Source organism: Tamaricihabitans halophyticus (genome assembly GCF_004340875.1).
GTDB lineage: Bacteria > Actinomycetota > Actinomycetes > Mycobacteriales > Pseudonocardiaceae > Tamaricihabitans > Tamaricihabitans halophyticus.
In genome coordinates this window covers 136942-162143 of record NZ_SLXQ01000009.1, presented here as the reverse complement: position 1 = coordinate 162143, position 25202 = coordinate 136942, and the positions used below count along the sequence as shown (strand labels likewise).

Here is a 25202-nt window from a genome sequence, read left to right as displayed (position 1 = left end):
GTTGCACGCTGATCTCACGGCAGGACGGGTGACCGGAGGAGCGCGATGCGTGCGGTTTGGCTGACGGCTTTCGGCGGACCGGAAGTACTGGTGCCAGCAGCGGCTGCCGAGCCGGTACTTGCCTCCGGCGAGGTCATGGTCGAGGTGGCGCACGCGAACATCACGTTCGTGGAAACCCAGTTGCGGGCGGGCGGGGAAGGTCCGTCGCGGCTGGCACCGCCAACCATTCCTGGCAACGGGGTAGCCGGGGTGGTCAGTTCGCTCGGTGCGGGGGTATCGAGCGAACTGCTCGGCGCGACCGTGGTGGGTAGCACCGGTGGGTCAGGGGGATACGCCGAGCGGGCGGCGGTTCGGGCGGACGCGCTGTTTCCGGTGCCAGCGGGGTTGGCACTGGACAGCGCGCTCGCGTTGCTCGCCGATGGCCGTACCGCGACCATGCTGACGCGGCTCGCCGAACTACGGCAGGGGGACCGCGTGCTGGTCGAGGCGGCCGCGGGGGGCGTGGGCAGTCTGCTGGTGCAACTGGGGGTCGCCACCGGAGCTCGGGTGGTGGCGGCGGCCGGGGGCGCCCACAAGGCTGAGCTGGCCGCCGACTTGGGGGCGGAGGTCGTGGTCGACTACCGGGAGCCGAACTGGTCGCGGCGGGTGCGCTCGGCCGTCGGCGGGGTCGACGTGGTCTTCGACGGAGTCGGTGGTCAGCTCGCCAGCGAGGCATTCGAGCTACTTGACAGTGGCGGCCGGATGGTCAGCTTCGGGCTGGCCAGCGGGAGTTGGGCGGATATCCCCGAGGAGCGCGCCGAGGCACGAGGCGTGCGGATGCCGCGGGCACAACCAACTCAGCAGGACCTGCGGGCGTGCACGGAGTACGCGCTTGCCGAGGCGGCGCAGGGGCGGCTGCGTCCGGTGATCGGTCAGCGATTCCCGCTCGAGCGGGCCGCCGATGCGCATGCGGCGATCGAATCGCGGGCGACCGTAGGCAAAACGCTGCTCGATGTGAGCTGAGTGGTCACGGCACGCGGTCGGTGAACGGCACAATGCGGTCGAGGAACGCATGGCAGGTGTCGCGCATCTGATCCAGCGCCATGTTCCGGGAACCGAGCAGCACCTGCATGGCCAACCCGTCCAACAGGCCAACCAGCACATTGGCCACTTCGACCGGATCGGTATCGGCGATCTGGCCGTCCGCTTGCCCCGCCCGCACGATGCTGGTCACCAGCCTGCGCCACTCGCCATAGGCACGCTCGTTGAGCTCCTGTAACTCGGGGTCGTGCAGCCCTTCCACCCAGAGCGTTGCCCAGACATGCCAGGCCCGGACGGTTTCCGCGCCATCCGGCAGATAGTCCTCCACGAGCGCGCGCAGTTTCGTCAGCGCGTCCTGGTCGGAATCCAGGATGGCCGCCCTGCGCCGTAGCGAATCCGCGAAGTTGTGTTCGAAAGCCGCTTTGACCAGTTCTCGCTTGTTCGCGAAGTAGTAGTGGATAATGCCGGGCGAAACCCGGGTCCGCTCGGCCACGTCGGCGATGCGCAGCGCGCGAAACCCCTTGTCCGCGATCACCCGGCAGGCCGAACTCAGGATCTGCTCCCGTCGTTCGGCTTCCACACTCGGGCGAGGCATGGCCGCAACCTTAGTCCCCCGCGTTGGCTCCGGTCAGGAAGCCGGTTCGCGCCACTGCAGGATGCGGCCGTTTCCGGTGCGGGCGAACTCGCCGGGAAAGACCCGGAGGAACCAGGGCTCGAGGCGTAGTACGCCCCAGGCTGGCGAACTCGGTCCGTCCTGCCAGTCCGGGTGCACGGCGCCGGGGTCGTAGCCAAGTGGCTCCGGCGTGTTCTTGAACAGCTCCCAGCCCGCGCGTTTACTCTCCTCGTCCAGCAGTAGTTCGGCGCGGCATTCCGCGACGCAGGTGTCGTAGACCTCGGCGCCGTCCCAGAAATTGCAGGATACGTAGGGGTTGCGGGCCAGATGGGCGCGCTTCATCGGGGTGACCATGCTGCCCACCCAGCCGGTGAGCTGCTCGCCGTTCCACTGCCAGAGGGAGTGCACCATGCGTGAGCGCGGTCGGCCATTGCCGTCCACGGTGGCCAGCGTCGCGTAGACCATCCGGTTGGCCATCTCGGTGAACGCCTCGGCAACGGTGGCCAATGGTGCCTCGGTGGCGTACTTGTCCTGTGCCATTCGTTGTTGTCCTGCTTCATCAGGGTGCTGACCAGCCAAGTATGGCGGGTACGGGCACCCGGTTGCAGTGCCGGCTGGCACGCTCGGTAGGTTTCGCGGTCGTCGGGGTAGCAGCAAGGTCGCCCGAATGGAGCGACGACGAGATCCATCCGCGCAGGAGGCGTTTCCGTGCTCTACCGAGCAGCTGCCCGTACCCGTTCAGCTGCGCGATCCGTCTGGCGCCGTGGCGCGCTGGTGCTGTCCGTGGTGCCGGTGCTGTTTGTGCTCGGCGCGGCGCCCGCCTCGGCAAGTATTCGGGTGAGCGCGCAGGAAACGGAAACCACGGGCGGTTCCGCGCTCGCCGTCTTCGGGCCGGTTGGCCTCATCGCGGTTGCCGTCGGGCTCGGCGGCTTGGCGCTCGGCCTGCTTCGCCAGCGGCGTACGGCACTGGCTCGACAGCGCGTACGCGCGCAGGAAGCGGCCGCGCACACCCAGGAGATCCCCGCGATCCCCCGGCAGGCCGAACCGGCGAGTAAACCCCAGGACCGCACCCCCGCCTAGGGCGCGCACCAGCACCCCGCGCTCCCTCCCGCGCGCTGAAAAAACGCGTTCAGCGGGCTAACCGTTGATTTCCGAGTCCGTTTAGCGGGCTAACTGTTGATTTCGGGTCGCGTTTAGCGGGCTAACTGTTGATTCTGGTGGGTTCCTGGGGCGGCGGTGGTGAATTTGCCTCTGGTCGGGCACCGGTTGGCGCCATAGCCTGGACGACGTGGTTTTCGATCTTTCCCTGACGCCGCCGGAACCTCGTCCGACCGATTCGGCCATGCGCCGAGCGCTGCGGCGAGCCCGCGACGGTGTCACGCTCGACCAGACCGAGGCGGCCGTACTGCTGCACGCGCGCGGTGCGTGGCTCGACGAGTTGCTCGACATCGCGGCGCGCGTACGCGGCGCGCACCAGGCTGCCGAAGGCCAGGACGGCATCGTCACCTACGCGAGCAATGTGTTCATCCCGCTCACCAGGCTGTGTCGGGATCGCTGCCATTACTGCACCTTCGCCACCGTGCCGGGCAAGGTCGACGCCGCCTTCCTGGAACGCGACGAAGTGCTGGAAATCGCCAGGTCCGGCGCCGCGATGGGGTGCAAGGAAGCACTGTTCACTCTGGGCGACCGACCGGAGGAGCGCTGGCCGGCCGCGCGCGAATGGCTCACCGAGCGCGGCTTCGACACCACCGTCGACTACGTCCGCGCCTGCGCGATCGACGTGCTCGAGGAAACCGGACTGCTGCCGCACCTCAACCCGGGCGTGCTGTCCTGGGAAGAGTTGACCCGGCTCCGCCCAGTCGCGCCGAGCATGGGGATGATGTTAGAAACCACCGCCGAGCGGCTGTGGTCCGAACGGGGCGGGCCGCATTACGGCAGCCCGGACAAGAACCCCGCGGTACGCCTGCGGGCGATCACCGACGCCGGCCGCGTCGGGATCCCGTTCACCACCGGAATTCTGGTCGGCATCGGCGAAACACTGGCCGAACGCGCCGACTCGCTGCTGGCGATTCGCGGGCTCGCCAAGCAGTACCGGCATATCCAGGAAGTGATCGTGCAGAACTTCCGGGCGAAACCGGACACCGCGATGCGCGCCACCCCGGACGCGGATATCCACGATCTCGCCGCCACGGTTGCGGTGGCTCGCCTGGTGCTGCCGCCAGGGGTGAGCGTGCAGGCCCCACCGAACCTGGTCGGCTCGGAACACGAGCTGCTGCTGCGCGCGGGCATCGACGACTGGGGCGGGGTATCCCCGGTCACCCCGGATCATGTGAACCCGGAACGGCCATGGCCGCAGATCGAGGAACTGCGGAACTGGACCGAACAAGCCGGCTTCGAACTGCGCGAACGGTTGACCGCGTATCCGCGCTTCGTGCGTTCGGCAACCCAGTGGCTGGACGCGCGGGTATCCGAGCATGTCCGCGCGCTGGCCGCCCCGGACGGCCTTGCCGCACCGGGCGCCGCGCCGGCCGGGCTGCCCTGGCAGGAACCGGACGGCGGGGCCGATTCCGGCGGGCGGGTGGACCTGCACACCGAGATCGACTCGTCCGGTCGCACCACGGACCGGCGCGGCGATTTCGACACCGTGTACGGCGACTGGGTCGAGCTACGTGCCCAGCTGCCGGCGCGCGGTGCCCCCGAACGGCTGGCCGGTGACGTGCATGCGGGCCTGCGCCTAGCGGCCGAGGACCCGGCGGCGTTGCTGGACGAGCGGCACACCGATGCCGCCATGGCACTGATCACCGCGGACGGCGCGGCGCTCGACGAGCTGACCGAGCTCGCCGACCAGCTACGCGCGGAGGTCAGCGGCTCGGACGTCACCTACGTGGTCAACCGGAACATCAACTTCTCCAACGTGTGCTACGTCGGCTGCCGGTTCTGCGCCTTCGCGCAGCGCGAGCGCGATGCCGACGCCTTCCGGCTCTCGATCGACGAGGTGGCCACGCGCGCCGGCGAGGCATGGGACGTCGGCGCCACCGAGGTCTGCATGCAGGGCGGCATCGACCCCAAGTTGCCGGTGACCTACTACGCGGACATCGTGCGGGCGATCAAGGCCAGATTGCCCGGTATGCACGTACACGCCTTCTCTCCGATGGAAGTGGTCAGCGCCGCCGCCAAGGCAGGGGTGAGCGTGGCCGAATGGCTCACCGAACTACGCGACGCCGGGCTGGACTCGATTCCGGGTACCGCGGCCGAGATCCTGGACGATGATGTCCGCTGGGTGCTGACCAAGGGCAAGCTGCCCGCGGCCACCTGGGTTGACGTGGTCTCCACCGCGCACCGGCTGGGGATCCGATCCTCCTCCACGATGATGTACGGGCATGTGGACCACCCTGGCCACTGGCTCGGGCATTTCCGCACCCTGGCCGCCGTGCAAGACACCGCGCGCGCCGCGGGTGCCCCGGGATTCACCGAGTTCGTGGCGCTGCCGTTCGTGCATCGCAGCGCGCCGATCTACCTTGCCGGGCTGGCGCGGACCGGGCCGAGCTGGCGGGACAACCGCGCGGTGCACGCGTTTGCCCGGCTTGCGCTGCATGGCCGGATCGACAATATCCAGTGTTCCTGGGTGAAACTCGGCGATGACGGCACCGCGGGCGTACTCAAGGGCGGGGCGAACGACCTCGGCGGCACCCTGATGGAGGAGACGATCAGCCGGATGGCCGGTTCGGAGCACGGTTCGCAACGCACCGTCGAGCAGCTGGCCAAGATGGCGGCGCTCGCCGGTCGGCCGGCGAGGCAGCGCGGCACGCTCTACGAGCGGATCTCGCCAACCGTGCCGCAGTCCTGACCCTGGTGACGCGCGCGTGGCGTGCACTTTGGAAGAATCAGCGGCGTGTCTAGTGAACAGGAAACCCCGCCGCGCCGCCCCAGGGTGCTCTCCGGAATCCAGCCGACCGCGGACTCGTTCCACCTCGGCAACTATCTGGGCGCGCTGCGGCAGTGGGTGAGCCTGCAGGACACGCACGAGACTTTCTACTGTGTCGTGGACCTGCACGCGATCACCATCGAGCAGGACCCGAAGGTGCTTCGCGAGCGCACCAGGGCCTCGGCGGCGCAGCTACTCGCGCTCGGGATCGACCCGGCGCGCACCGCGCTGTTCGTGCAGAGCCACGTGCCGGAGCACACCCAGCTGTCCTGGGTGCTGGAATGCCTCGCGGGGTTCGGCGAGGCGGGGCGGATGACCCAGTTCAAGGACAAATCCGCCAGGCAGAGTGAGGATCACGTCAGCGTCGGGTTGTTCACCTACCCGGTACTGCAGGCCGCGGACATCCTGATCTACCAGGCCGATCAGGTACCGGTGGGCGAGGACCAGCGGCAGCACCTGGAGCTGACCCGCAACCTGGCGCAGCGGTTCAACTCCCGGTACGGCAAAACATTGCGGGCGCCGGAGCCGTTCATCGTCAAGGACACCGCGAAGATCTTCGATCTGCAGGATCCAACCGCGAAGATGAGCAAGTCGGTGCCTGGCGGGGTCATCGAGCTGCGCGAGGACCCGAAGCGTTCGGCCAAGAAGATCAGGTCGGCGGTGACCGATACCGGCCGCGAGATCGTCTACGACCCGGAGAGCAAGCCGGGAGTGTCCAACCTGCTGGTGATCTACTCCGCGCTGTCCGGGCGGGCTGTCGAGGAGCTGACCACCGCGTACGCCGGTAAGGGTTATGGCGACTTGAAGAAGGACCTCGCCGAGGTCCTTGTCGATTTCGTGGTCCCGTTCCAGCAGCAGGTCGACGGGTACCTGGACGACAGGGCGGAGCTGGACAAGATCCTTGCCACCGGCGCCGAGCGGGCCCGCGAAGTGGCAAGCAAAACGCTGCGGACCGTCTACGACCGGATCGGTTTCCTGCCGGCTGGATAACCGCCGTTAGCTCAGGCGTCCGGCAGCCGGTCGTAGGCGATCTCCGCCAGCGCCTTCGCTCCATCGCACGGCTTACTGCCCTCTTTGGACCGCATGACGGTCAGCATCAGGAAGTTGGGTGGCGGACCGTCGTGCAGAGTGACGCCGATCGTGCATGCGGGGATCGCCCCATCCTCGGCGACCTACCGGGCGGGGAGGCACCGATGACTAACTGCACCATCGACGCTCCGCCGCCTTGGAAGCCGCGGTCCCACTCGTTCTCGCTCTCCAGGCGCTTTGCGCCGAAACCGCTGTGCTCTTGTACCTCGTCCTCGGTCAGTAGCCCTTCGCAGAGGATTGTTACATGAACAGTTAAAATGTCACTAACTGCTGGCTGGGTCAGCGGTCGGCGTGTCTCGCGTTGCGGGTAGCCGCGCGGCTGGTTAACGTCCAGCGGTGGCTGCGACAAGCGAGGGCACCAAGCCGGCCGAGGAAACCCCAACTCCGTCCAAGTTGGACAGAGCAAGGACCAGATACCCGTGGCTCGATCACCTGGTGCGCGCCGGATCGGCGTTCAGCGAGCGGCACGGTACGCACTATGCCGCGGCGATCACCTACTTCAGCGTGCTTTCCCTGTTCCCGGTACTGATGGTGTCCTTCGCGGTCGGCGCGTTCATCCTGGCCGGCAACGAGGAACTACTCGTCCGGGTACAGGAAGCAATCACCGAGGCGGTGCCCGGCAATATCGGCGCCACGATCAACGAAGTCGTGGACACCGCGCTCGATTCCGCGGGCACGGTCGGTGTGCTCGGCCTGCTGACCGCGCTCTACTCCGGGTTGAACTGGATCGGCAACCTGCGGGACGCGCTGACCGCGCAATGGGGTCAGGACAAGCAGGAGCTGCCGTTCCTGCGCACCAAGTTGAACGACCTGCTCGCGCTGGTCGGGCTTGGCGCCGCGATGGTCCTCTCGTTTGGACTGAGTGCCGCGGGCGGCGGGCTGGGACGGACGCTGCTGCGACTCGTCGGGCTGGACGGAGCCTTCGCGCGATTCCTGCTCAGCGTGCTGACCGTGCTGCTCTCGCTGGTTGCGAGCTGCCTGGTGTTCCTCTGGGTCATTGCCAGGCTGCCCCGCAAGCGGATGAGCGCGCGCAGCGCGGTCAAGGGCGCGATCGCCGCGGCGATCGGCTTCGAAGTGCTCAAGCAGGTTGGCACGATCTACCTGGCGAGCGTGACCTCCTCGCCGACTGGTGCACTGTTCGGGCCGATCATCGGTGTGATGGTATTCGCGAACCTGGTCTCGCAGTTCGTCCTGTTCATCACCGCGTGGACGGCGACGGCCAGCGAGAATCTGGTCAGGACGGTACCCGTGCCACCCCCGGCGGTGATCCAGCCGGTGGTGCGGGTGCCAAGGGGACCGAGCGCGCCGGTGGCCGCCGGGTTCTTCGGTGCCGGCGCGCTCAGTGCGATCGCCGCGGTGCGCCTGCGCCGCCGGCGCCGCTGAAAGCCGCTACTGGCCGGTGTTTCTGGACTTGCGGCGCAACCACAACAGGCCGTAGATCGCCACCGCCACCACGGCGAGCGCGATGATCGGCCCACCGGCGTTGCCGAACGGCGATTCGTCCTGCTGGGCCGATTGCGCGCTGGTCTCGGCATCCTGTGCGGCCGCAGGGGTCACGTCCGGGCTGGGCTCTGGTTTCGGGTCGACCAGCTCGCCAACCGGTTCGGCCTGCTGGTTCGCCAGCCCGAATCCGTAGTCGAGCAGTAGCGCGGCCTGATCCGACATGCGCACTGGCTGCTGCTCGCCGCGCAGCATCGTCACCGCGATCCGCGTGCCGTCGCGCTCCGCGGCTCCCGTGTAGGTATGCCGGGCGTCATCGGTGAAACCAGTCTTGCCACCGAGAAATCCCGCGTAGCTGCCGAGCAGCTTGTTGTCGTTGTACACCTCGTAGCTTGGCTCGCCCGGCTTGCCAGGGAAGTCCATCCGCGGTGTGCCTACCGCTTCGACGAATTCTGGAGTATCCATGGCCGCGCGCATCAGCAAGCTCATGTCATACGCCGAAGTGGACATTCCCGGTCCGTCCAAACCAGATGGGGTGGCCGCGCGGGTGTCCCGCGCGCCGAGTTCGGCCGCCCGGTCGTTCATCTTCCGCAATGCCGTGGGAATACCGCCGAGTTCGCGGGCAAGCGCATGCGCCACATCGTTGCCCGAGTACATCAGCAGCGATTTGAACAGCTGGTCGACCGTGTACTTGTTGTTGGGCACCAACCCGACGCTGGTGCCTTCCTGGTTCGCGTCCTCCTGGGTGGCGCGTACTTCTTGCTTCGGATCGAGCTCCTCGGCGGCCACCAGCGCGGTCAGTACCTTGATCAGCGATGCCGGGCGATGCCGGGCATGCGGGTTGTACGCGGCCAGCACCTCGCCGCTGTCCAGGTCGGTGAGCACCCACGACCGCGGGGTCAGCTGGTCGGGCAGCGGTGGCGCGCCCTCGGGCAGTACCGCTCCGCATTCGGCCATCCGTGGGCCGCCGGCCGGGTCGTCCGGCACCGGCAATGGTTTCGGGCTCGGCTGGCCGGGCGCCGGCTTTTCCGAAGTACTCACTGGTGGCGGCGGCTGCGCCTGGTTCGGGCAGCCAGTTTCGCCCTGCTGGGCGCCGGCCGGTGTCGCGAGCAGTGGGCTGAGCAGGGCCGCGGTCAGCACGCTGACCAGCAACGCGGCGCTGCGGCGAGTGGCGGAAGGCACGCTGGCAGACTAACTAGATACTGCGGGTAATTTTGCTCACCCGGGGGCGTGTGTCTCGCGTCCGATTGGTCGGGGGATACTGCGGAGCGTGATCCTTTCTCGCCGCGCCTCCGTGTTTCTCCTGCTTTTCGCAGTGTGGTCATGGGTGATCTGGCCGAATTTCCTGGTCAATCTGTGGGGCGGCGATCGGTCGTGGGACGCGGCGGGCAATCCCACGACCTACTTCCTGGTGCATGCCCTACTCGCGGTGGTCTCGCTGATTCTCGGCACGGCCATCGGTGTGCTCGGCTGGCGTGGTTTCGCGGCAAGCAGGCGCACGCGTTCGGCGGCGCACCAGGATGGTTCTGACTGACGCGTTCCCACCACTACCAGGAGGCTCAGCCAATGGAGTTCGTTCGCCTGCTACTCGTATTCCTGCACCTGCTCGGCATGGGCATGCTTTTCGGCATGGTCTTCGTCCAGCTCAAGGCCGGCTCGGCGGCGCCGGTCAACAAGGGCTGGCTGCACGGTGCCGGACTACAGCTGATTACCGGGATGGCCCTGATGTTGCTCGCGCCGGCCACCGACGCCGAGTACGACCATATGAAGCTCGGTATCAAGATCCTGGTCGTGGTAGCGATCGCCGGTCTCGCCGTCGCCAAGGTGCGCGCACCGGCCGCGCCGCGCTGGTTCACCCCGACGCTCGGCGCCCTTGTCGTGCTGAACGTCGGACTCGCCGTGTTCTGGACATAGCGACCGCCGGGTTACGCCCCGGACAGCTCGATCAGGGAGCGGACGCCTTGGCCGGATCGCATCCGCGTGAAGGCGTCCGCCACCCCGTCCAGACCGATCCGGCTGCTGACCAGACCGGCCAGATCCAACCTGCCGAGCACCACCTGTTCGGCCAGCATCGGGATATCCCGATCCGGATCGCAGTCGCCATACACCGAGCTGGTCAGCGTCCTGGCGAAGTGAAAGAGCTCCAGCGGGCTGAATTCGACCCGCTGATCCTTGCCGCCGACGCCGACCACGGTGCACTGTCCGCCACGCCGAACGCTGTCCCACGCCTGTCGGATCGTGGCAGGCGCGCCAACGCATTCGAAGGCGTGATCCGCGCCGCGCCGGCCGGTGTAACCGCGAATCTCCTTGGCGACCTTGGCATCACCGCGCAGGAAATGCGTCGCGCCGGCCAACCTGGCCGGCTCTTCCTTTTCTGGTGCGAGATCCACGGCGATAATCGGGCCCGCACCGGCGAGCCGTGCGCCGATAACCGCGGAAAGACCGATCCCGCCGAGCCCAATGACCACAACCGACTCACCGCTACGCACCCGCGCGGTATTGCGCACGGCGCCGATCCCGGTCAGTACCGCACAGCCAAGCAACGCGGCCAGATCAAGTGGCACCCCGTCCGGCAGTGGCACCGCGTACTGCTCGGGCAGCACCACCTCTTCGGCGAAGGCGCCGACCCCCACGGCCGCGTGCGCCTCGGTGCCGTCGGCCAAATGTCCACGTTGGACGCTGGCGACACCCTCCGCGGTCCGGCAGAGCCACGGTTGCCGGTTGAGACAGAACCAGCAGGAACGGCAGGCAGGTGCCCAGTTGAGCACTACCCGCTGGCCGACGGTGACTCGGCGCACGGCGGAGCCGACCTCGGTGACCGTGCCGGATGCCTCATGCCCGGGAACAACCGGAAACTCCGGGCCAAGCGTGCCGTTCACCATCGACAGGTCGGAATGGCATACGCCGGCGGCCGCGATACGGATACGCACATCGGCCGGTCCGAGCTCGGGGAGTTGGAGATCGTGAATTTCCGGCTCGGCGTTTGGCTCGGTGAACACGACGGCGTTGACCACGGATCCTCCTTGATGCTGGGCGCGCGGGACCGTGGTCGACGTTACAACGCCCATCACCGCGATACGGGATACTTCACGTGCCGGAAGTTACCCATCTCACGTCCGGTGTCCACCGGGTGGCTCACACGCGCTTGAACAGCAGCGCGCGTTTCACCTCCTGGATCGCCTTGGTGACCTGAATCCCACGCGGGCAGGCATCCGTGCAGTTGAACGTCGTGCGGCAGCGCCATACGCCTTCCGCGTCGTTCAGGATGTCCAGCCGTTCCTCCGCGCCCTGATCACGCGAGTCAAAGATGAACCGGTGCGCGTTCACGATCGCCGCGGGCCCGAAGTACGACCCGTCGGCCCAGTAAACCGGGCAGGACGTGGTGCAGCAGGCGCACAGGATGCACTTTGTCGTGTCGTCAAAGCGTTCCCGGTCCGCTGGGGACTGGATGCGCTCCTTGGACGGCTCGTTGCCGTAGGTGATCAGGTACGGCTTGATCGCCTTGAACGCCTCGAAGAAGGGCTCCATATCGACATAGAGATCCTTCTGCACCGGCAGACCCTTGATCGGTGCGATGGTGATCACCGTCGGTTTGCCCTGTGGCGCGAGCATGTCCTTCATCAGAACCTTGCACGCCAGCCGGTTCACGCCGTTGATCTGCATCGCGTCCGAACCGCAGACACCGTGCGCGCAGGAGCGGCGGAAGGCCAGCGTGCCGTCCAGGTACCACTTCACGTAGTGCAGCAGGTTCAGCAGCCGGTCGGTGGACAGCGCCGGCACGTCGTAGCTCTCCCAGCGCGGTTCCTCGTCGAACTCCGGGTTGAACCGCTGGATCTTCAGCGTGACGGTGCGCGAACCCTCCGGCACCGGCGGCGGCTTCGGGCCGGCCTGTTGCGGACCGGAGGACGTGTCGTTATCGGAAACTGCGGTACTCATCTCGCTCCCTCGGCGACGGTGGCGGCCCAGGCCTGTGCGGTCCGGCCACGTGCGGTCCAGTTGGCCGTCCCCAGCTCGGTCATCAGTACTTGCGCTCCATCGGCTCGTACCTGGTGAAGGTCACCGGCTTGTAGTCCAGCTGGATATCGGCCTGCATGCCTTCCCCGCCGTGCTTGTAGGCCATGGTGTGCCGCATGAAATTCACGTCATCGCGGTTCGGGTAGTCCTCCCGCGCGTGCCCACCCCGCGACTCCTTACGCGCGAGCGCCCCGACGACCAGGATCTCCGCAAGTTCGAGCAGGAAGCCGAGCTCGACGGCCTCGAGCAAGTCGGTGTTGAACCGCTTTCCCTTGTCCTGCACGGTGATCCGCTCATAGCGCTGCTTGAGCGCCTGCACGTCGGTCAGCGCCTGCTTGAGGGTGTCCTCGGTGCGGTACACCGAAGCGTTGGCGTCCATGGTCTGCTGCAGCTCGGTGCGGATATCAGCCACCCGCTCCTGACCGTGCTCCGAGAGCAGCAGCTCGAGCTGGTCGGATACGAGCTTGGTTGGCTCATCGGGCAACTCGACGAACTCGTGGTTGCTCGCGTACTCCGCGGCGGCGATCCCGGCTCGCCGCCCGAACACGTTGATGTCCAGCAGCGAGTTGGTGCCGAGCCGGTTCGAGCCGTGCACCGAGACGCAGGCGCATTCCCCTGCCGCGTACAGCCCGGGAATCACGTTCTCGTTGTCCCGCAGCACTTCGCCGTGCACATTGGTGGGGATCCCACCCATCACGTAGTGACAGGTCGGGTACACCGGCACCGGTTCGTGCACCGGGTCAACGCCGAGATAGGTACGGGAGAACTCGGTAATGTCCGGCAGCTTGCTCTCCAGCACTTCCTCGCCGAGGTGCGTGACATCGAGCAGCACGTAGTCCTTGTCCGGACCGGCACCCCTGCCCTGGAGCACTTCCTGCACCATCGAGCGGGCGACGATATCGCGTGGCGCGAGGTCCTTGATGGTCGGCGCGTAGCGTTCCATGAATCGCTCGCCGTCCGCGTTGCGCAGGATGCCGCCTTCCCCACGCACGGCCTCGGAAATGAGGATGCCGAGCCCGGCGAGGCCGGTCGGGTGGAACTGGAAGAACTCCATGTCCTCGAGGGGCAGCCCCTTGCGGAAGATGATGCCGAGCCCGTCCCCAGTGAGGGTGTGCGCGTTCGAGGTGGTCTTGAAGATCTTGCCGGCGCCACCGGTGGCGAACACGATGGATTTCGCCTGGAACACGTGCAGTTCGCCGGTCGCCAGCTCGTAGGCGACCACCCCGGTCGCGACCTGGTTGCCGTCCGGGCCGGTGCTCAGGTTGATATCCAGCACGTAGTACTCATTGAAGAACTCCACCTCGTGCTTGATGCAGTTCTGATAGAGCGTCTGCAGGATCATGTGGCCGGTGCGGTCGGCCGCGTAGCAGGCCCTGCGTACCGCGGCCTTGCCGTGGTCCCTGGTGTGCCCGCCGAACCGGCGCTGATCGATCTTGCCCTCTGGGGTCCGGTTGAACGGCAACCCCATCCGCTCGAGGTCGAGTACCGCGTCGATGGCCTCCTTCGCCATGATCTCCGCGGCGTCCTGGTCGACGAGGTAGTCACCGCCCTTGACCGTGTCGAAGGTGTGCCACTCCCAGTTGTCGTCTTCGACATTGGCCAGTGCCGCGCACATCCCGCCCTGCGCGGCACCGGTGTGCGAGCGGGTGGGGTAGAGCTTGGTCAGCACGGCGGTCCTGGCGCGCTGGCCGGACTCGATCGCCGCGCGCATGCCGGCACCGCCCGCGCCGACGATCACCACGTCGTACTTGTGGAACTGCATTTGCCGCTTCTCCTGCCCGGTCTGTGGTGGTCGGCCGTCAGGTGGCCGGAATGTTCGGGTCGAAGGTGAAGATCACGAACGTCCCCACGGCGAGGATGAGCACCATCGAGATGTAGAGCACGATCTTCAGCCAGAATCGCGTGGTTTCCTTGCGGGCGTAGTCATTGATGATCGTCCGCACGCCGTTGCCGCCGTGGATCTGCGCGAGCCAGAGCATGGAAAGGTCCCAGAACTGCCAGAAGGGCGAAGCCCACCGACCGGCGACGAAGGCGAAGTTGATCCGGTGCACGCCGCCGTCCAGGATGTTCATGATGAACAGGTGGCCAAGTACCAGGACCACCAGTAGCGCGCCGGAGATCCGCATGAACAACCAGCTGTAGAGCTCGAAGTTGCTCCGGCGGGCTGCTGGCCGTTTCGGCGCGCGGGGCTTGTCGAGGGCAAGCGCGTCCGCGGCTCCGGACGGGGTCGTCGATGAAGTAGCCATGGTCAGCCCCCGAACATTTCCGTGACGGTGCGCTCGAGCATGTAGTAGGTGCCCGGGATCATCACCAGCACCCAGACGCCGAGGATCACCCAGAGCATCGGGCGCTGATACTTCGGACCCTTTGCCCAGAAGTCCACGAGCATCACGCGGATTCCGTTCAGCGCGTGGTAGAGCACCGCGCCGACCAGCCCGACCTCGATCAGGTTCACCAGTGGTGTCTTGTAGGTCGCGATCACTTCGTCGTAGGCATTCGGGGACACCCGAACCAACGCGGTATCGAGAACGTGCGCGAAGAGGAAGAAGAAGGTCAACACGCCGGTGATGCGGTGCGCGACCCAGGACCACATGCCCGGATCACCCTTGTAAAAGGTACCGCGACGGCGAGACCTTCGAGCCCCCTGTGCCGCACCCGTCCCGGTCGCGGGACTGGCCGTAGTGGACATCGGTAGACGGCCTCCAACGTCAGTGATGGACTGATCGCCCGCGCCCCTCCGGTGCGAGCGTCCGCATAGGACACCATCAGGTGAGCCACCGGCGAGGACGTCGAGCCTGACTTACCGGATGCTAGTCGCGTCCGGCGGCGCTCACCCAACGCGTACCTGCTCGTGTGATCGACCAGACATGCCCAGCGGTGTCCGAATTATCCGACGGGTGACCTCGGTCACGGTGCGGCAGCCACTGGGTACGGTTCGTGGCGTATCCCGACAATTGCGGAGCACCTGCCGTACCCGGGTCAACAATTAGGTCACGTGGTTGGCCGAATACCTGTCGTTCTTCCTGCTGAAAGGTACTGTGCCCCGATCGAGTCGATACTGCCCAAGCGCGAACCGCGGGGCACTGGCTGCTTGTACATGAGCGGGGAGGAGAGACGCTGTGCGTCGTAGTCGTGGCGCCTTCGCGTCCAGATTGGCCGCGATCAGCTTCGTCGGAGTGCTTGCACTGGCTGGCTGCGCGAAGGACACCGGTGATGGCGGAGACAATGCCTCGGGCGGTGGCCAGGGGCAGCCGTGCGAGCTGGCCGATCCGCCGGCCGCACCGCAGGGGAGCGAGTCGAATACTGAGGAAAACGACGGCGGTGATGTCGATGCCAGCGATCTGAAGGTCGGGCTCGCCTTCGACGTCGGCGGGCGCGGCGACGCCTCGTTCAATGACGCGGCTGCCGCCGGGGTGGATCGCGCGGAAGAGGAACTCGGGGTAGCCGACAGCAAGGAAACCACCGCGGCGGCGACCGAATCGGAAGACGCGAAGATGAGCCGGCTGCGGCAGATGGCCACGGACGGCTTCAACCCGGTGATCGCGGTTGGCTTCGCCTACGCCGAATCGGTCAAGAAGGTCGCGCCGCAATTCCCGGACACCCAGTTCGCGATCGTGGACGAGTCCCTGGACGGCGATAACGTCACCTCGCTTGTCTTCGCCGAGGAACAGGGCTCCTTCCTGGCCGGGGTAGCCGCCGCGTACAAGAGTGAGAACTGCCACGTCGGTTTCGTCGGCGGTGTGAACACTCCGCTGATCCAGAAGTTCGAAGCCGGTTTCATCCAGGGCGCCAAGGCCGCGGCCCCGGATATCGAGATCGAGCGCGATTACCTGACCCCCGCGGGGGACCTGTCCGGCTTCAACGACCCGAACAAGGGCAACGTGAAGGCCGCCGGGCAGTTGAACAGCGGGGCCGATGTGTTGTTCCACGCGGCCGGCGCTTCCGGCAAGGGCGTGTTCCAGGCGGCCAAGTCCAAGGACGCCTTGGCCATCGGGGTGGATTCGGACCAGTACAAGGACAAGACACTGGCCGATACCAAAGATGTGATCATGACCTCGATGATCAAGGAGGTCGATGTCGCGGTATTCGACTTCATCAAGGCGATGGCCGCCGATGACCTCGATTCGCTGCCGGAACGCTTCGACCTCGCGGTGAACGGCGTCGGCTACTCGACCTCGGGCGGCAAGGTCGACGACATCACCGAGCAGCTGGACGGCTACAAGCAGGCGATCATCGAGGGCGATATCAAGGTATCGGACAAGCCCGAATAGGTCGGGCGCGCCGTGCTGGTGGGCTACCGCAACCCAATACGGGCCTGGGAGGGCGCTTCACTCCCAGGCCCGTGCACGTTTGCTGCCGGAGCAGTCTCCGGCCTCGCTGAGATCCGTCCGCAAAAGGGGCAGCAATTTCGATGAGTGAATCCACACCAGACGGTGTGCAGGACACGCCTGCCGCCGTGGTGCTTTCCGGGATAACCAAGCGGTTTCCCGGTGTCGTCGCGAACGACGACGTGAATCTGACCGTGCGCGAAGGCGAGGTGCACGCGGTCTGCGGGGAAAACGGTGCGGGCAAATCCACCCTGATGAAGATCCTGTACGGCATGCAGCCGCCGGATGAGGGAACCATCGAGGTGGCCGGCGAACGCGTGCAGTTCCGGGGGCCGCAGGACGCCATCCGCGCGGGTATCGGCATGGTGCACCAGCACTTCATGCTCGCGGACAATTTGACCGTTCGGGAGAACGTGCTGCTCGGCGCGGAGTCGTTGCACGGCATCGGGTCGGCGGCCCGCAAGCGGATCGCCGAGTTGGCCGAAAGTAGTGGACTGCGGGTCAACCCGGACATTCCACTCGAGCGCCTCGGCGTCGCCGACCGGCAGCGGGTGGAGATCGTCAAGGTGCTCTACCGGGGCGCGCGGATCGTGATCCTGGACGAGCCAACCGCGGTACTCGTCCCCCAGGAAGTCGATGACCTCTTCGAGACCGTGCGGCGGATGCAGGCGCAGGGATACACCTTCATCTTCATCTCGCACAAGTTAGACGAGGTGCGGGAGATCGCAGATTCGGTGACCGTGCTGCGCAGGGGGACCACGGTGGGCACGGCCGATCCCAAGCGGATCAGCTCGCGGGAGCTGGCCGAGCTGATGGTCGGCAGCCAGCTGCCGAACCCGGAAACCAGGGAATCCACCGTGACCAGCACGGCCGTCCTGCGGTTGAGTGGGTTGAGCCTTGCCGCGGACGACGGTTCCGAGCGCAGGGTGCTCGACGATATCTCGTTTACCGTGCATGCCGGTGAAGTGCTTGGCATCGCCGGGGTGGAAGGCAACGGGCAGACCGAACTGGTCGAGACGATCATGGGTCTGCGCAAGGCGAGCGCGGGCCGCATCGAGCTCAGCGGCGCGGATGGCGAACTGGTCGACCTCGGGCACGCGAACACCCGGCAGCGCAGGGAAGCGGGGATCGGCTACATCCCCGAGGACCGCTCCCGGTATGGCCTGTTGCTCACCGAGTCGTTGTGGACAAACCGGATCCTCGGTCAGCAGAGCCGACCGCCGATCGCGAAAGGACAGTTGATCGATCGGGAGGCCGCGCGGTCGAGCGCCGTGGAGATCGTCGAGGACTACGACGTGCGGACGCCGAACGTGGACGTCGCCGCGGCATCGCTTTCCGGTGGCAATCAACAGAAGTTCATCGTGGGCAGGGAGCTGTCCGGCAATCCGGCACTGCTGGTCGCCGCGCATCCCACCCGAGGCGTGGACGTCGGCGCCCAGGCCCTGATCTGGGAACAGCTCAGGGCGGCGCGGCGGCAAGGCCTTGCAGTGCTGCTGGTCTCGGCGGATCTGGACGAGCTGATCGGGCTTTCCGACAGCATCCGAGTGATGCTGCGTGGCCGGCTGGTCAGTGAGGCGGACCCGTCGACGGTGACGCCGAGCGAGCTTGGCGAGGCGATGACCGGGGTGAGCGAGATCCACGACGCGGTCGAACCGGCAGCCGGCGCCGCGACCGAGAACGACACCGACGACGCGGCCGACACCGGCGAGGCTGCTGACACCGCGACCGATGAGCACGCGGCCGACGATGACACACAAGGGGGGAAGCGCTGATGAGCGTACTGCGCACCAGGCTGCTGCCGCCGGTGCTGGCGATTGCTTTCGCCATCTTGCTGTGCTCGATCGCGCTGGTGATCTCCGGGGCGAATCCGTTCGCCGCGATGGGCGCGATGGCCGGTCAGCTTTTCGAAGGCACCACCGCGGTGGACACGATCAACAGTGCCACCGTCTACTACCTGGTTGGGCTCGCGGTCGCGATCGGGTTCCAGATGAACCTGTTCAACATCGGCGTGGAGGGCCAGTACCGGTTCGCCGCGATCGTGGCGGCGATCGTTGGTGGCGCGCTGAACCTGCCGCCGGTGCTGCATGCCTTCGTGATCATCGTGGTGGCCGCGCTCGCCGGCGCCGCGTACGCGACGATCCCTGCCGTACTGAAGGTCACCCGTGGCGTGCACGAGGTGATCTCCACGATCATGCTCAACTCGATCGCGGGTGGGTTGGTCGCCTACCTGGTCAGCGTGGACCAGTTCGGTGTGCAGCAAGGAAACTCGGTGAGCACCGAGCCGATCCCGGCTTCCGGGCAGATTCCCGGTATCTCATTCGGCGCCGCTGGCACCATCTTTGGTTTCGTGGTGATCGCCGGGCTACTCGGCTTCGGCTACTGGTTCCTGCTCACCCGAACCAGGTTCGGCTTCGAGCTGCGGGCAAGCGGGCTTTCCCCGACCGCGGCGGCCGCGGGTGGCGTGAGCGCCAAGAAGATGACCGTGATCACCCTGCTGGTCTCCGGCGCGGTGGCCGGTCTGGTTGCCATGCCGGAACTGCTCGGCAGGGACTACGCCTACGGGATCAACTCCACCACGGGCTATGGCTTCACCGGGATCGCGGTCGCCCTGCTCGGCCGGAACCATCCCGCGGGTATCGCCTTCGGCGCGCTGCTCTGGGCATGGCTGGACAAATCCGCGGTATCGCTGGACAACATCGGGATTCCGAAGGAGATCACCACGATCATGCAGGGCACGATCGTCCTCTCGGTGGTCGTGGCTTACGAGATCGTACGCCGCGCCGAGCTGGCCGCCGAACAGCGCAGGGTAGGCCGCGCGCTTGCCACTGAGCCGGCGAGCGTACGGGAAGGGGGCACGCTGTGAGTACGACACTGGAAAGCGCGGGCCCGGCAAAGGGCGCGGCGCCGAACGGCAACGGTGGACGCCGCCGGCTACCCGGCTGGCTGGTCGGCGTGCTCTGGGCCGTGGTGGCCCTTGGCGTGCTGGCCACCGCCTCGTATCTGACCGGTGTTACCGAGCTGACCTCCTCGACCACCGCGCAGAACGGCCTACGGTTGGCACTGCCGATCCTGCTCGCCGCGTTGGGCGGGCTGTGGGCCGAACGTGCCGGCGTGATCAACATTGGGCTCGAGGGCATGATGATCCTCGGTACCTGGGGCGCGGCCTGGGGCGCCTACTACGGCGGGCCGTGGGCCGGACTGCTCGCCGCGGCCGTGTTCGGCGCGCTCGGCGGTCTGCTGCACGCGGTGGCCACGGTGACCTTCGGGGTGAACCACATCGTGTCCGGTGTGGCGATCAACCTGCTTGGGCTCGGTATCGCCAAGTACCTCGCGAAGCTGGTCTTCGAACCGCTTTCCGGTAATCCGCGGCAGTCGCCGCCGGTGGAGAAGTTCGACACCTACTCGGCTACCTGGCTCGCGGACTGGCTCGGCGATCTGGAAAACGCCCAGCGGGTGGTGCTTTCGGATGTGGCGGGGCTGTTGCGTGGACTGGTGACCGGGGTTTCCCCACTTGCCATGCTGGCGCTGCTGCTCGTGCCGATCAGCTACGTCGCGCTCTGGCGGACCCGATTCGGCTTGCGGCTGCGCTCCTGTGGGGAGAACCCAACCGCGGCCGAATCCCTTGGTGTGCGGGTGTACCTGCACAAGTACCTGGCGCTGTTGATTTCCGGCGGTTTCGCGGGGATGGGTGGTGCCGCGCTGGTGCTGCTGCCAGGTGGCGCCGACTACCTCGAGGACCAGACCGGCGGTCGCGGCTACATTGGACTCGCGGCGATGATCTTCGGGAACTGGCGTCCAGGTGGGTTGCTCGGCGGTGCCGCGCTGTTTGGTTACGCGGACGGTTTGCAGCTTTCCGCTGGCGGATCGGCGATCCTGGCGCTGCTCTACGGTGCGGTGCTGCTGCTTGGTGTCATTGTCGTGGTGCAGCTGGTGCGCCGGCGCTGGATTGCCGCCGCCGTCGGTGCCGGATCGGCGCTGCTGCTCTACTACGTGTACTGGTCGGTCGATGAGCTCTCCAGCGACCTCACGCCGTACACCGCGCACGCCGTGACGCTCGTCGTGCTTGCCGCCGCCGCACAGCGATTGCGACCACCGAAGTCGATCGGATCCACCTATCAGCGCGGAGTCGATGGATGAGCGAGCCGGTGATCGATTGGCCTGCCCTGCGTGCGGCCGCGCAGGCGGCAACCGAGTATTCTTACGCTCCGTATTCAATGTTGCGCGTTGGGGCAGCCGCCTTGTGCGCCGACGGCAGCGTTGTGGTTGGGTGCAACGTAGAAAATGCCTCGTACGGTCTCGGGTTGTGCGCCGAGTGCACGATGGCCGGCCAATCGCGGCTGACCGGTGGCGGCCGGTTCGTCGCGGTGGCCTGCCGGAGTGCCGCTGGGGAGCTACTGATGCCCTGTGGCCGTTGCCGGCAGATCCTGTACGAGCTGGGTGGGCCGGATTGTCTGCTGGACACACCGGGGGGAGCGCGACCGATGAGCGCGGTGTTGCCCGACGCATTCGGTCCGACACACCTGCCTGCTTCCGGGAGTGACTAGGTGAAGAATGGGTCAGCCGCCGTCGAACCGATGTCCGTTGTGGACGTCATCAGGGCCAAGCGAGACGGCCATCGGCTGAACGAAGAGCAGATCGACTGGGTAATCGATGCCTATACGCGCGGTGTTGTCGCCGATGAGCAGATGTCGGCGCTCGCGATGGCCGTGTTGTTGCGCGGGATGGATGCCGCCGAGATCGCCAGATGGACCAGCGCGATGGTGGCCTCCGGGCAGCGCCTCGAGCTGAAGGTCGACCGGCCAATCGTCGACAAGCACTCCACCGGCGGGGTCGGGGACAAGATCACTCTCCCGCTGGCGCCGCTGGTGGCAAGCTGTGGTGCCGCAGTTCCGCAGCTGTCCGGCCGAGGGCTCGGGCACACCGGCGGCACCCTGGACAAGCTGGAATCTATTCCTGGGTGGCGTGCTCAGCTGTCCGTGGACGAGATCATGCGGCAGCTGAACACCGTTGGCGCGGTGGTGTGCGCGCCAACCGAGGGGCTGGCTCCGGCGGACCGCAAGCTGTATGCCTTGCGCGATGTGACCGGAACCGTCGAGTCGATCCCGTTGATCGCGAGCTCGATCATGAGCAAGAAGATCGCCGAGGGCACCCCGGCGATGGTCTTCGACGTCAAGGTCGGCTCCGGCGCGTTCATGAAATCGCAGCAGCATGCCCGCGCGCTGGCGAACTCCCTCGTGGAAATCGGTGGCGCACATGGCATGCACACCACGGCGCTGCTTACCGATATGTCCGTTCCGCTCGGCCGGACGATCGGGAACGCGCTCGAGGTCGTCGAGGCGATCGAGGTGTTGCGCGGCGGCGGTCCGCGCGATGTCGTCGAGCTGACCGTGCTGCTTGCCAGGGAGATGCTCGCGCTTGCCGGAATATCCGATGTGGACCCAGGAGAGGTGCTCGCTTCCGGGCGGGCGTACGAAACCTGGTGCCAGATGATCTCCGCGCAGGGCGGCAATCCGGAAGGTGGCTTGCCGGCGGCAAAACATGTGCATGTGGTCAACGCCAATCGAGATGGCGTGGTCGCCACATTGGACGCTTACGCGGTTGGTCAGGCGGCTTGGCGGCTCGGTGCCGGCCGGTCGCGCAAGGATGACGCGGTGCAGCACGCGGCTGGCATCCGCTGTCTGGCCAAGCCGGGTGAGCGGGTGGCCGCTGGCCAGCCGCTGCTGGAACTGCACACCGACAGCAAGGACACCATCAAGCCGGCGATCGCCGCGTTGAACGGTGGGCTGGAGATCAGGGATACCGCGGCGGCACACACTATGACGGTGCTGGAAGCCGTCCGAGGCTCCGTGCCGGTCGCCGATGCAGCGCCCGATATGCAGGCCGGAGACCGCGTTTAGCGGCCTGACCGTGGTCTGAAAAGTAGACGGCCGCGGGATGCGCCCCACGTGTGGAGCATCCCGCGGCCGTCGAATTCAGGCGCTGTTCTCACCCTTTCGGGCGAGGGGCATTCAGGAGTTGTCCGAGCTGCTGTCCTCGCTGTCCGAGTCACTCGTGGACCGGGACTTGGCGCCGCTCTTCGACTTGTTCGAGTTGCTCCTGGTGCGCCGCGCGGCCTGGCGCGGCATCGGCGGTGGGGCCGGCTGCGAGGGCCCTGGCGAGACGCTGCCGAACATCAGTTCGCCGAAGGTCGCCATCGCCTCGTCCAGGTGCTCGCCGATCCGGCGCTCGGACTCCTCGTTGCTCTTCTGTACCAGCGAGGTGACCGCGTCGGTGTCCGGCCGGTTGGCAACCGTGCTTTCCACCTTGGACAGGCCCTTGTCCACCGAACCGGACAGCTCGCCGATCTGCGAACCGACGTTCGACTCGACGGTGTCCAGGCGAGTGCCCATCTCGTCCAGCCGAGCGGTGACCTTGTCCAGCCGGTCGGTGATCGCGTCCAGCTTGCTGGTGCTGTCCAGCGCGTCCTTGGTAGCGCGCAGTTCCGAGCTGAGCGCTGCCTTCGCGGTGTCCAGCTGGTTCTGGTTGTTCTCCTCGACGTCGTCGATCCGGGAGCGCAGTCCGGTCTCGGCGACCTCGATCCGCTCGCGCACCGGCCCGTGTACCGCACTCGGCAGTGTTTCCAGCCGGCCGTCCTGCTTGTCCAGGTGCAGATCCAGCTCGTCCAACCGGCGGTGGATGCTCTGCAGCTTGTCTTCGAGGCCGTCCATCCGGCCGGCGACACCCTCGAACTTGCCCGCGACACCGTCCAGCCGGCCATCCAGCTGAGCGAACGGCTTGGCCAGCTTGTCCACGATCGCCTCGACGGCGTGCGAGACGGCGGTCAGCGCGTTTTCCTGCGCCTCGAGCTTCGCCATGGCCTCGTCCAGCCGTTCGGCGAGCACACTGACCTCGGTGCGGTCCGGCAGCTCGGACAGCCGCTTGCGTACCGCGCCGATCGACTCGAGCGGCGAGAGCTTCGCGTGGATGTCATCGAGCGTGTCGAAGATCTGTTGCTGTTCGCTCTCCCGGATTTCCGCGGCTCGAACGAGCATATTTCGCATCCGGTCGAAGCCCATCACGTGGTTGTTGTTTTGATTCACGACACAGCGCCTTCGTCCTGGGGAAGAGGAGACTTGCCGCAGCCTAACCAGTTGCGCTCTGCCGCCAGTAACGCCCCCGTCGATTTACGTTGCGCCATCCCTGATCAACATTGGGCCGTGTAGGCGAATCCCCTGGTGCGGAGCGTGAAATTGATGTTCGTGGCGCTACCGGAGTGGGTGGGATACTACCGGTAACGTGTATCCATGAGCCCTAAACCACTCCTTGAGCTATCCCACGAGGAACCGACGCTCGAGAGCATCCGCCGAGCGCCCAAAGTCCTGCTGCACGACCATCTCGACGGTGGGCTGCGCCCGGCGACGATCATCGAACTTGCCAAGGACTGCGGCTATACCGAGCTTCCCAGCACCGATCCAGCCGAGCTGGGCGAGTGGTTCACGCGTACCGCCAGTTCCGGTTCGCTCGAGGACTATCTGACGACGTTCGCGCATACCTGCGGTGTCATGCAGACCGCCGAAGCGTTGACCAGGGTAGCGGCCGAATGCGCCGAGGACCTCGCCGCGGACGGGGTGGTCTACGCGGAGGTGCGGTATGCCCCCGAGTTGTTCTGCGAGCGCGGGCTGGACCTGGATGCCGTGGTGCAAGCGGTGCAGCGGGGTTTCGAGCAGGGTGCGCAACGCGCCGCGCGGGCGGGTACGCGGATCCGGGTCGGCACGTTGCTGTGCGCGATGCGGCAGAACGCGCGCTCGATGGAGATCGCAGAGTTAGCGGTTCGTTATCGAGATGTTGGCGTGGTTGGTTTCGATATCGCTGGCCCCGAGGCTGGTTTCCCGCCCACCCGCAACCTGGATGCCTTCGAGTACCTGCGGCAGAGCAACGCGCATTTCACCATCCATGCGGGCGAAGCCTTCGGTCTGCCGTCCATTTGGGAGGCGATTCAGCACTGTGGCGCCGAGCGGCTTGGCCATGGCGTGCGGATCATCGATGACATCAAGGTCGCCGAGGACGGTTCGGTGCAACTCGGTCGCCTGGCGAGCTACGTTCGCGACCGCAGGGTGCCGCTGGAGATGTGCCCGTCGTCCAACGTGCAGACCGGGGCGGCCAAGTCCATTGAATCTCATCCGATCGGGCTACTTGCGCGGCTGCGCTTCCGGGTCACGGTGAACACCGACAACCGGTTGATGAGTGGTTGTACGGTTTCCAGTGAACTGGCCGCGCTGGTTCGGGACTTCGGCTACGGCTGGGCGGACCTGCGCTGGTTCACCGTGAACGCGATGAAGTCCGCGTTCCTTGGTTTTGATGAGCGGCTGGCGCTGATCAATGACGTGATCAAGCCCGGCTACGCCAGAATACTGAGTGAGGCTGGCGAGTCTGCGTAATTGTGCAGGTCAGCGGCTATTGCGTAGGGGTGCGCACTAGCCGCTGAGTGGCATGCCTTAGGTTTAGACACAGTCAGCGTTGCCTGTCACGCCGAACGGGTGTATTTACCCGAATCGGGGTAGCCCGGGGCCCGAGCTGGACCGCGACGCTGAGCAGAGCCTGACCCGCTTGCGGGTACGGGGTGCACGGTGCGCCTGCTGACGCGGCCAACTTTCGGGACGGCCGCGTCCGCAGGCGCATCAGAAATCTCGCTGGTCACAGCCATCTCCCCAAATCAACGGTTAGCCCGCTAAACGCGTCCAGAATTCAACGTTCAGCCCGCTGAACGCGCTTGTGGATCAACGTTTAGCCCGCT

The 25202-nt window shown here is 66.5% G+C and carries 23 protein-coding genes; 14 read left to right on the top strand and 9 right to left on the bottom strand.

Annotated features, from left to right (window positions below):
- Window positions 1-45 precede the first annotated feature (45 nt).
- Window positions 46-1002, top strand: coding sequence for a zinc-binding dehydrogenase (locus tag EV191_RS19885; RefSeq protein ID WP_132878626.1), 957 nt, complete (start codon window positions 46-48; stop codon window positions 1000-1002).
- A 4-nt stretch (window positions 1003-1006) separates the two neighbouring features.
- Here EV191_RS19885 and EV191_RS19880 read toward each other — a convergent pair whose 3' ends face one another.
- Window positions 1007-1615, bottom strand: a complete 609-nt coding sequence (locus tag EV191_RS19880) for a TetR/AcrR family transcriptional regulator (RefSeq protein WP_132878625.1) — start codon at window positions 1613-1615, stop codon at window positions 1007-1009.
- A 33-nt stretch (window positions 1616-1648) separates the two neighbouring features.
- The gene (locus tag EV191_RS19875) at window positions 1649-2173 is read right to left on the bottom strand and encodes a pyridoxamine 5'-phosphate oxidase family protein (protein ID WP_132878624.1); all 525 of its coding nucleotides are present in this window, start codon (window positions 2171-2173) and stop codon (window positions 1649-1651) included.
- 168 nt (window positions 2174-2341) lie between these two features.
- On the opposite strand from EV191_RS19875, the gene EV191_RS19870 reads away from it, so the two are divergent.
- The 4 genes from EV191_RS19870 (at window position 2342) to yhjD (ending at window position 8030) form a co-directional block, all read left to right on the top strand.
- Complete coding sequence (locus tag EV191_RS19870) at window positions 2342-2713, top strand: hypothetical protein (RefSeq protein ID WP_132878623.1); 372 nt, start codon at window positions 2342-2344, stop codon at window positions 2711-2713.
- Window positions 2714-2921: 208 nt separating this feature from the next.
- Window positions 2922-5480: a bifunctional FO biosynthesis protein CofGH gene (locus EV191_RS19865; protein ID WP_132878622.1), complete on the top strand. Its 2559-nt coding sequence runs from the start codon at window positions 2922-2924 to the stop codon at window positions 5478-5480.
- A 45-nt stretch (window positions 5481-5525) separates the two neighbouring features.
- Window positions 5526-6548 carry a tryptophan--tRNA ligase gene (gene trpS, locus EV191_RS19860; RefSeq protein WP_132878621.1) on the top strand — a complete coding sequence of 341 codons (1023 nt, stop codon included), beginning with the start codon at window positions 5526-5528 and terminating at the stop codon, window positions 6546-6548.
- 435 nt (window positions 6549-6983) lie between these two features.
- Window positions 6984-8030 carry an inner membrane protein YhjD gene (yhjD, locus tag EV191_RS19855; protein ID WP_132878620.1) on the top strand — a complete coding sequence of 349 codons (1047 nt, stop codon included), beginning with the start codon at window positions 6984-6986 and terminating at the stop codon, window positions 8028-8030.
- A gap of 6 nt (window positions 8031-8036) precedes the next feature.
- Here yhjD and EV191_RS19850 read toward each other — a convergent pair whose 3' ends face one another.
- Window positions 8037-9269, bottom strand: coding sequence for a D-alanyl-D-alanine carboxypeptidase family protein (locus EV191_RS19850; RefSeq protein ID WP_132878619.1), 1233 nt, complete (start codon window positions 9267-9269; stop codon window positions 8037-8039).
- An 88-nt stretch (window positions 9270-9357) separates the two neighbouring features.
- Here EV191_RS19850 and EV191_RS19845 point away from each other — a divergent pair, with 88 nt between their 5' ends.
- Both EV191_RS19845 and EV191_RS19840 read left to right on the top strand, forming a co-directional pair.
- Window positions 9358-9621: an SCO4848 family membrane protein gene (locus EV191_RS19845; protein ID WP_132878618.1), complete on the top strand. Its 264-nt coding sequence runs from the start codon at window positions 9358-9360 to the stop codon at window positions 9619-9621.
- Between the two features lie 32 nt (window positions 9622-9653).
- Window positions 9654-10001, top strand: a complete 348-nt coding sequence (locus tag EV191_RS19840; protein ID WP_132878617.1) for a hypothetical protein — start codon at window positions 9654-9656, stop codon at window positions 9999-10001.
- A gap of 11 nt (window positions 10002-10012) precedes the next feature.
- Here EV191_RS19840 and EV191_RS19835 read toward each other — a convergent pair whose 3' ends face one another.
- The 5 genes from EV191_RS19835 to sdhC all read right to left on the bottom strand — a co-directional run bounded on the left by EV191_RS19835 (window position 10013) and on the right by sdhC (window position 14790).
- A complete protein-coding gene (locus EV191_RS19835; RefSeq protein ID WP_243659072.1) occupies window positions 10013-11101 on the bottom strand; it encodes a Zn-dependent alcohol dehydrogenase in 1089 nt (362 codons plus the stop codon).
- Between the two features lie 121 nt (window positions 11102-11222).
- Complete coding sequence (locus EV191_RS19830; protein ID WP_132878616.1) at window positions 11223-12023, bottom strand: succinate dehydrogenase iron-sulfur subunit; 801 nt, start codon at window positions 12021-12023, stop codon at window positions 11223-11225.
- 82 nt (window positions 12024-12105) lie between these two features.
- A complete protein-coding gene (sdhA, locus tag EV191_RS19825; RefSeq protein WP_132878615.1) occupies window positions 12106-13863 on the bottom strand; it encodes a succinate dehydrogenase flavoprotein subunit in 1758 nt (585 codons plus the stop codon).
- 37 nt (window positions 13864-13900) lie between these two features.
- Entirely contained in the window at window positions 13901-14347 is a 447-nt protein-coding gene (locus EV191_RS19820) for a succinate dehydrogenase hydrophobic membrane anchor subunit (protein ID WP_132878614.1), read from the bottom strand.
- 2 nt (window positions 14348-14349) lie between these two features.
- Window positions 14350-14790, bottom strand: coding sequence for a succinate dehydrogenase, cytochrome b556 subunit (sdhC, locus tag EV191_RS19815; RefSeq protein WP_132878613.1), 441 nt, complete (start codon window positions 14788-14790; stop codon window positions 14350-14352).
- A 430-nt stretch (window positions 14791-15220) separates the two neighbouring features.
- Between sdhC and EV191_RS19810 the strand changes: the two genes are divergently transcribed.
- The 6 genes from EV191_RS19810 to EV191_RS19785 all read left to right on the top strand — a co-directional run bounded on the left by EV191_RS19810 (window position 15221) and on the right by EV191_RS19785 (window position 22326).
- Window positions 15221-16372 carry a BMP family lipoprotein gene (locus tag EV191_RS19810; protein ID WP_132878612.1) on the top strand — a complete coding sequence of 384 codons (1152 nt, stop codon included), beginning with the start codon at window positions 15221-15223 and terminating at the stop codon, window positions 16370-16372.
- 140 nt (window positions 16373-16512) lie between these two features.
- The gene (locus tag EV191_RS19805) at window positions 16513-18201 is read left to right on the top strand and encodes an ABC transporter ATP-binding protein (protein WP_132878611.1); all 1689 of its coding nucleotides are present in this window, start codon (window positions 16513-16515) and stop codon (window positions 18199-18201) included.
- Complete coding sequence (locus EV191_RS19800) at window positions 18201-19292, top strand: ABC transporter permease (RefSeq protein WP_132878610.1); 1092 nt, start codon at window positions 18201-18203, stop codon at window positions 19290-19292. The genes EV191_RS19805 and EV191_RS19800 overlap by 1 nt, the downstream gene beginning before the upstream one ends.
- 8 nt (window positions 19293-19300) lie before the next feature.
- Window positions 19301-20566 (top strand): ABC transporter permease, encoded by a 1266-nt coding sequence (locus tag EV191_RS19795; RefSeq protein ID WP_243659085.1) that lies wholly within the window; start codon window positions 19301-19303, stop codon window positions 20564-20566.
- A complete protein-coding gene (locus EV191_RS19790) occupies window positions 20563-20973 on the top strand; it encodes a cytidine deaminase (protein WP_132878608.1) in 411 nt (136 codons plus the stop codon). Before EV191_RS19795 ends, EV191_RS19790 begins: the two co-directional genes overlap by 4 nt.
- Before the next feature lie 30 nt (window positions 20974-21003).
- Window positions 21004-22326 carry a thymidine phosphorylase gene (locus tag EV191_RS19785; RefSeq protein WP_132878719.1) on the top strand — a complete coding sequence of 441 codons (1323 nt, stop codon included), beginning with the start codon at window positions 21004-21006 and terminating at the stop codon, window positions 22324-22326.
- A gap of 111 nt (window positions 22327-22437) precedes the next feature.
- Here EV191_RS19785 and EV191_RS19780 read toward each other — a convergent pair whose 3' ends face one another.
- Complete coding sequence (locus EV191_RS19780) at window positions 22438-23484, bottom strand: coiled-coil domain-containing protein (protein WP_132878718.1); 1047 nt, start codon at window positions 23482-23484, stop codon at window positions 22438-22440.
- A gap of 228 nt (window positions 23485-23712) precedes the next feature.
- Here EV191_RS19780 and EV191_RS19775 point away from each other — a divergent pair, with 228 nt between their 5' ends.
- A complete protein-coding gene (locus EV191_RS19775; protein WP_132878607.1) occupies window positions 23713-24846 on the top strand; it encodes an adenosine deaminase in 1134 nt (377 codons plus the stop codon).
- Window positions 24847-25202: the final 356 nt, after the last annotated feature.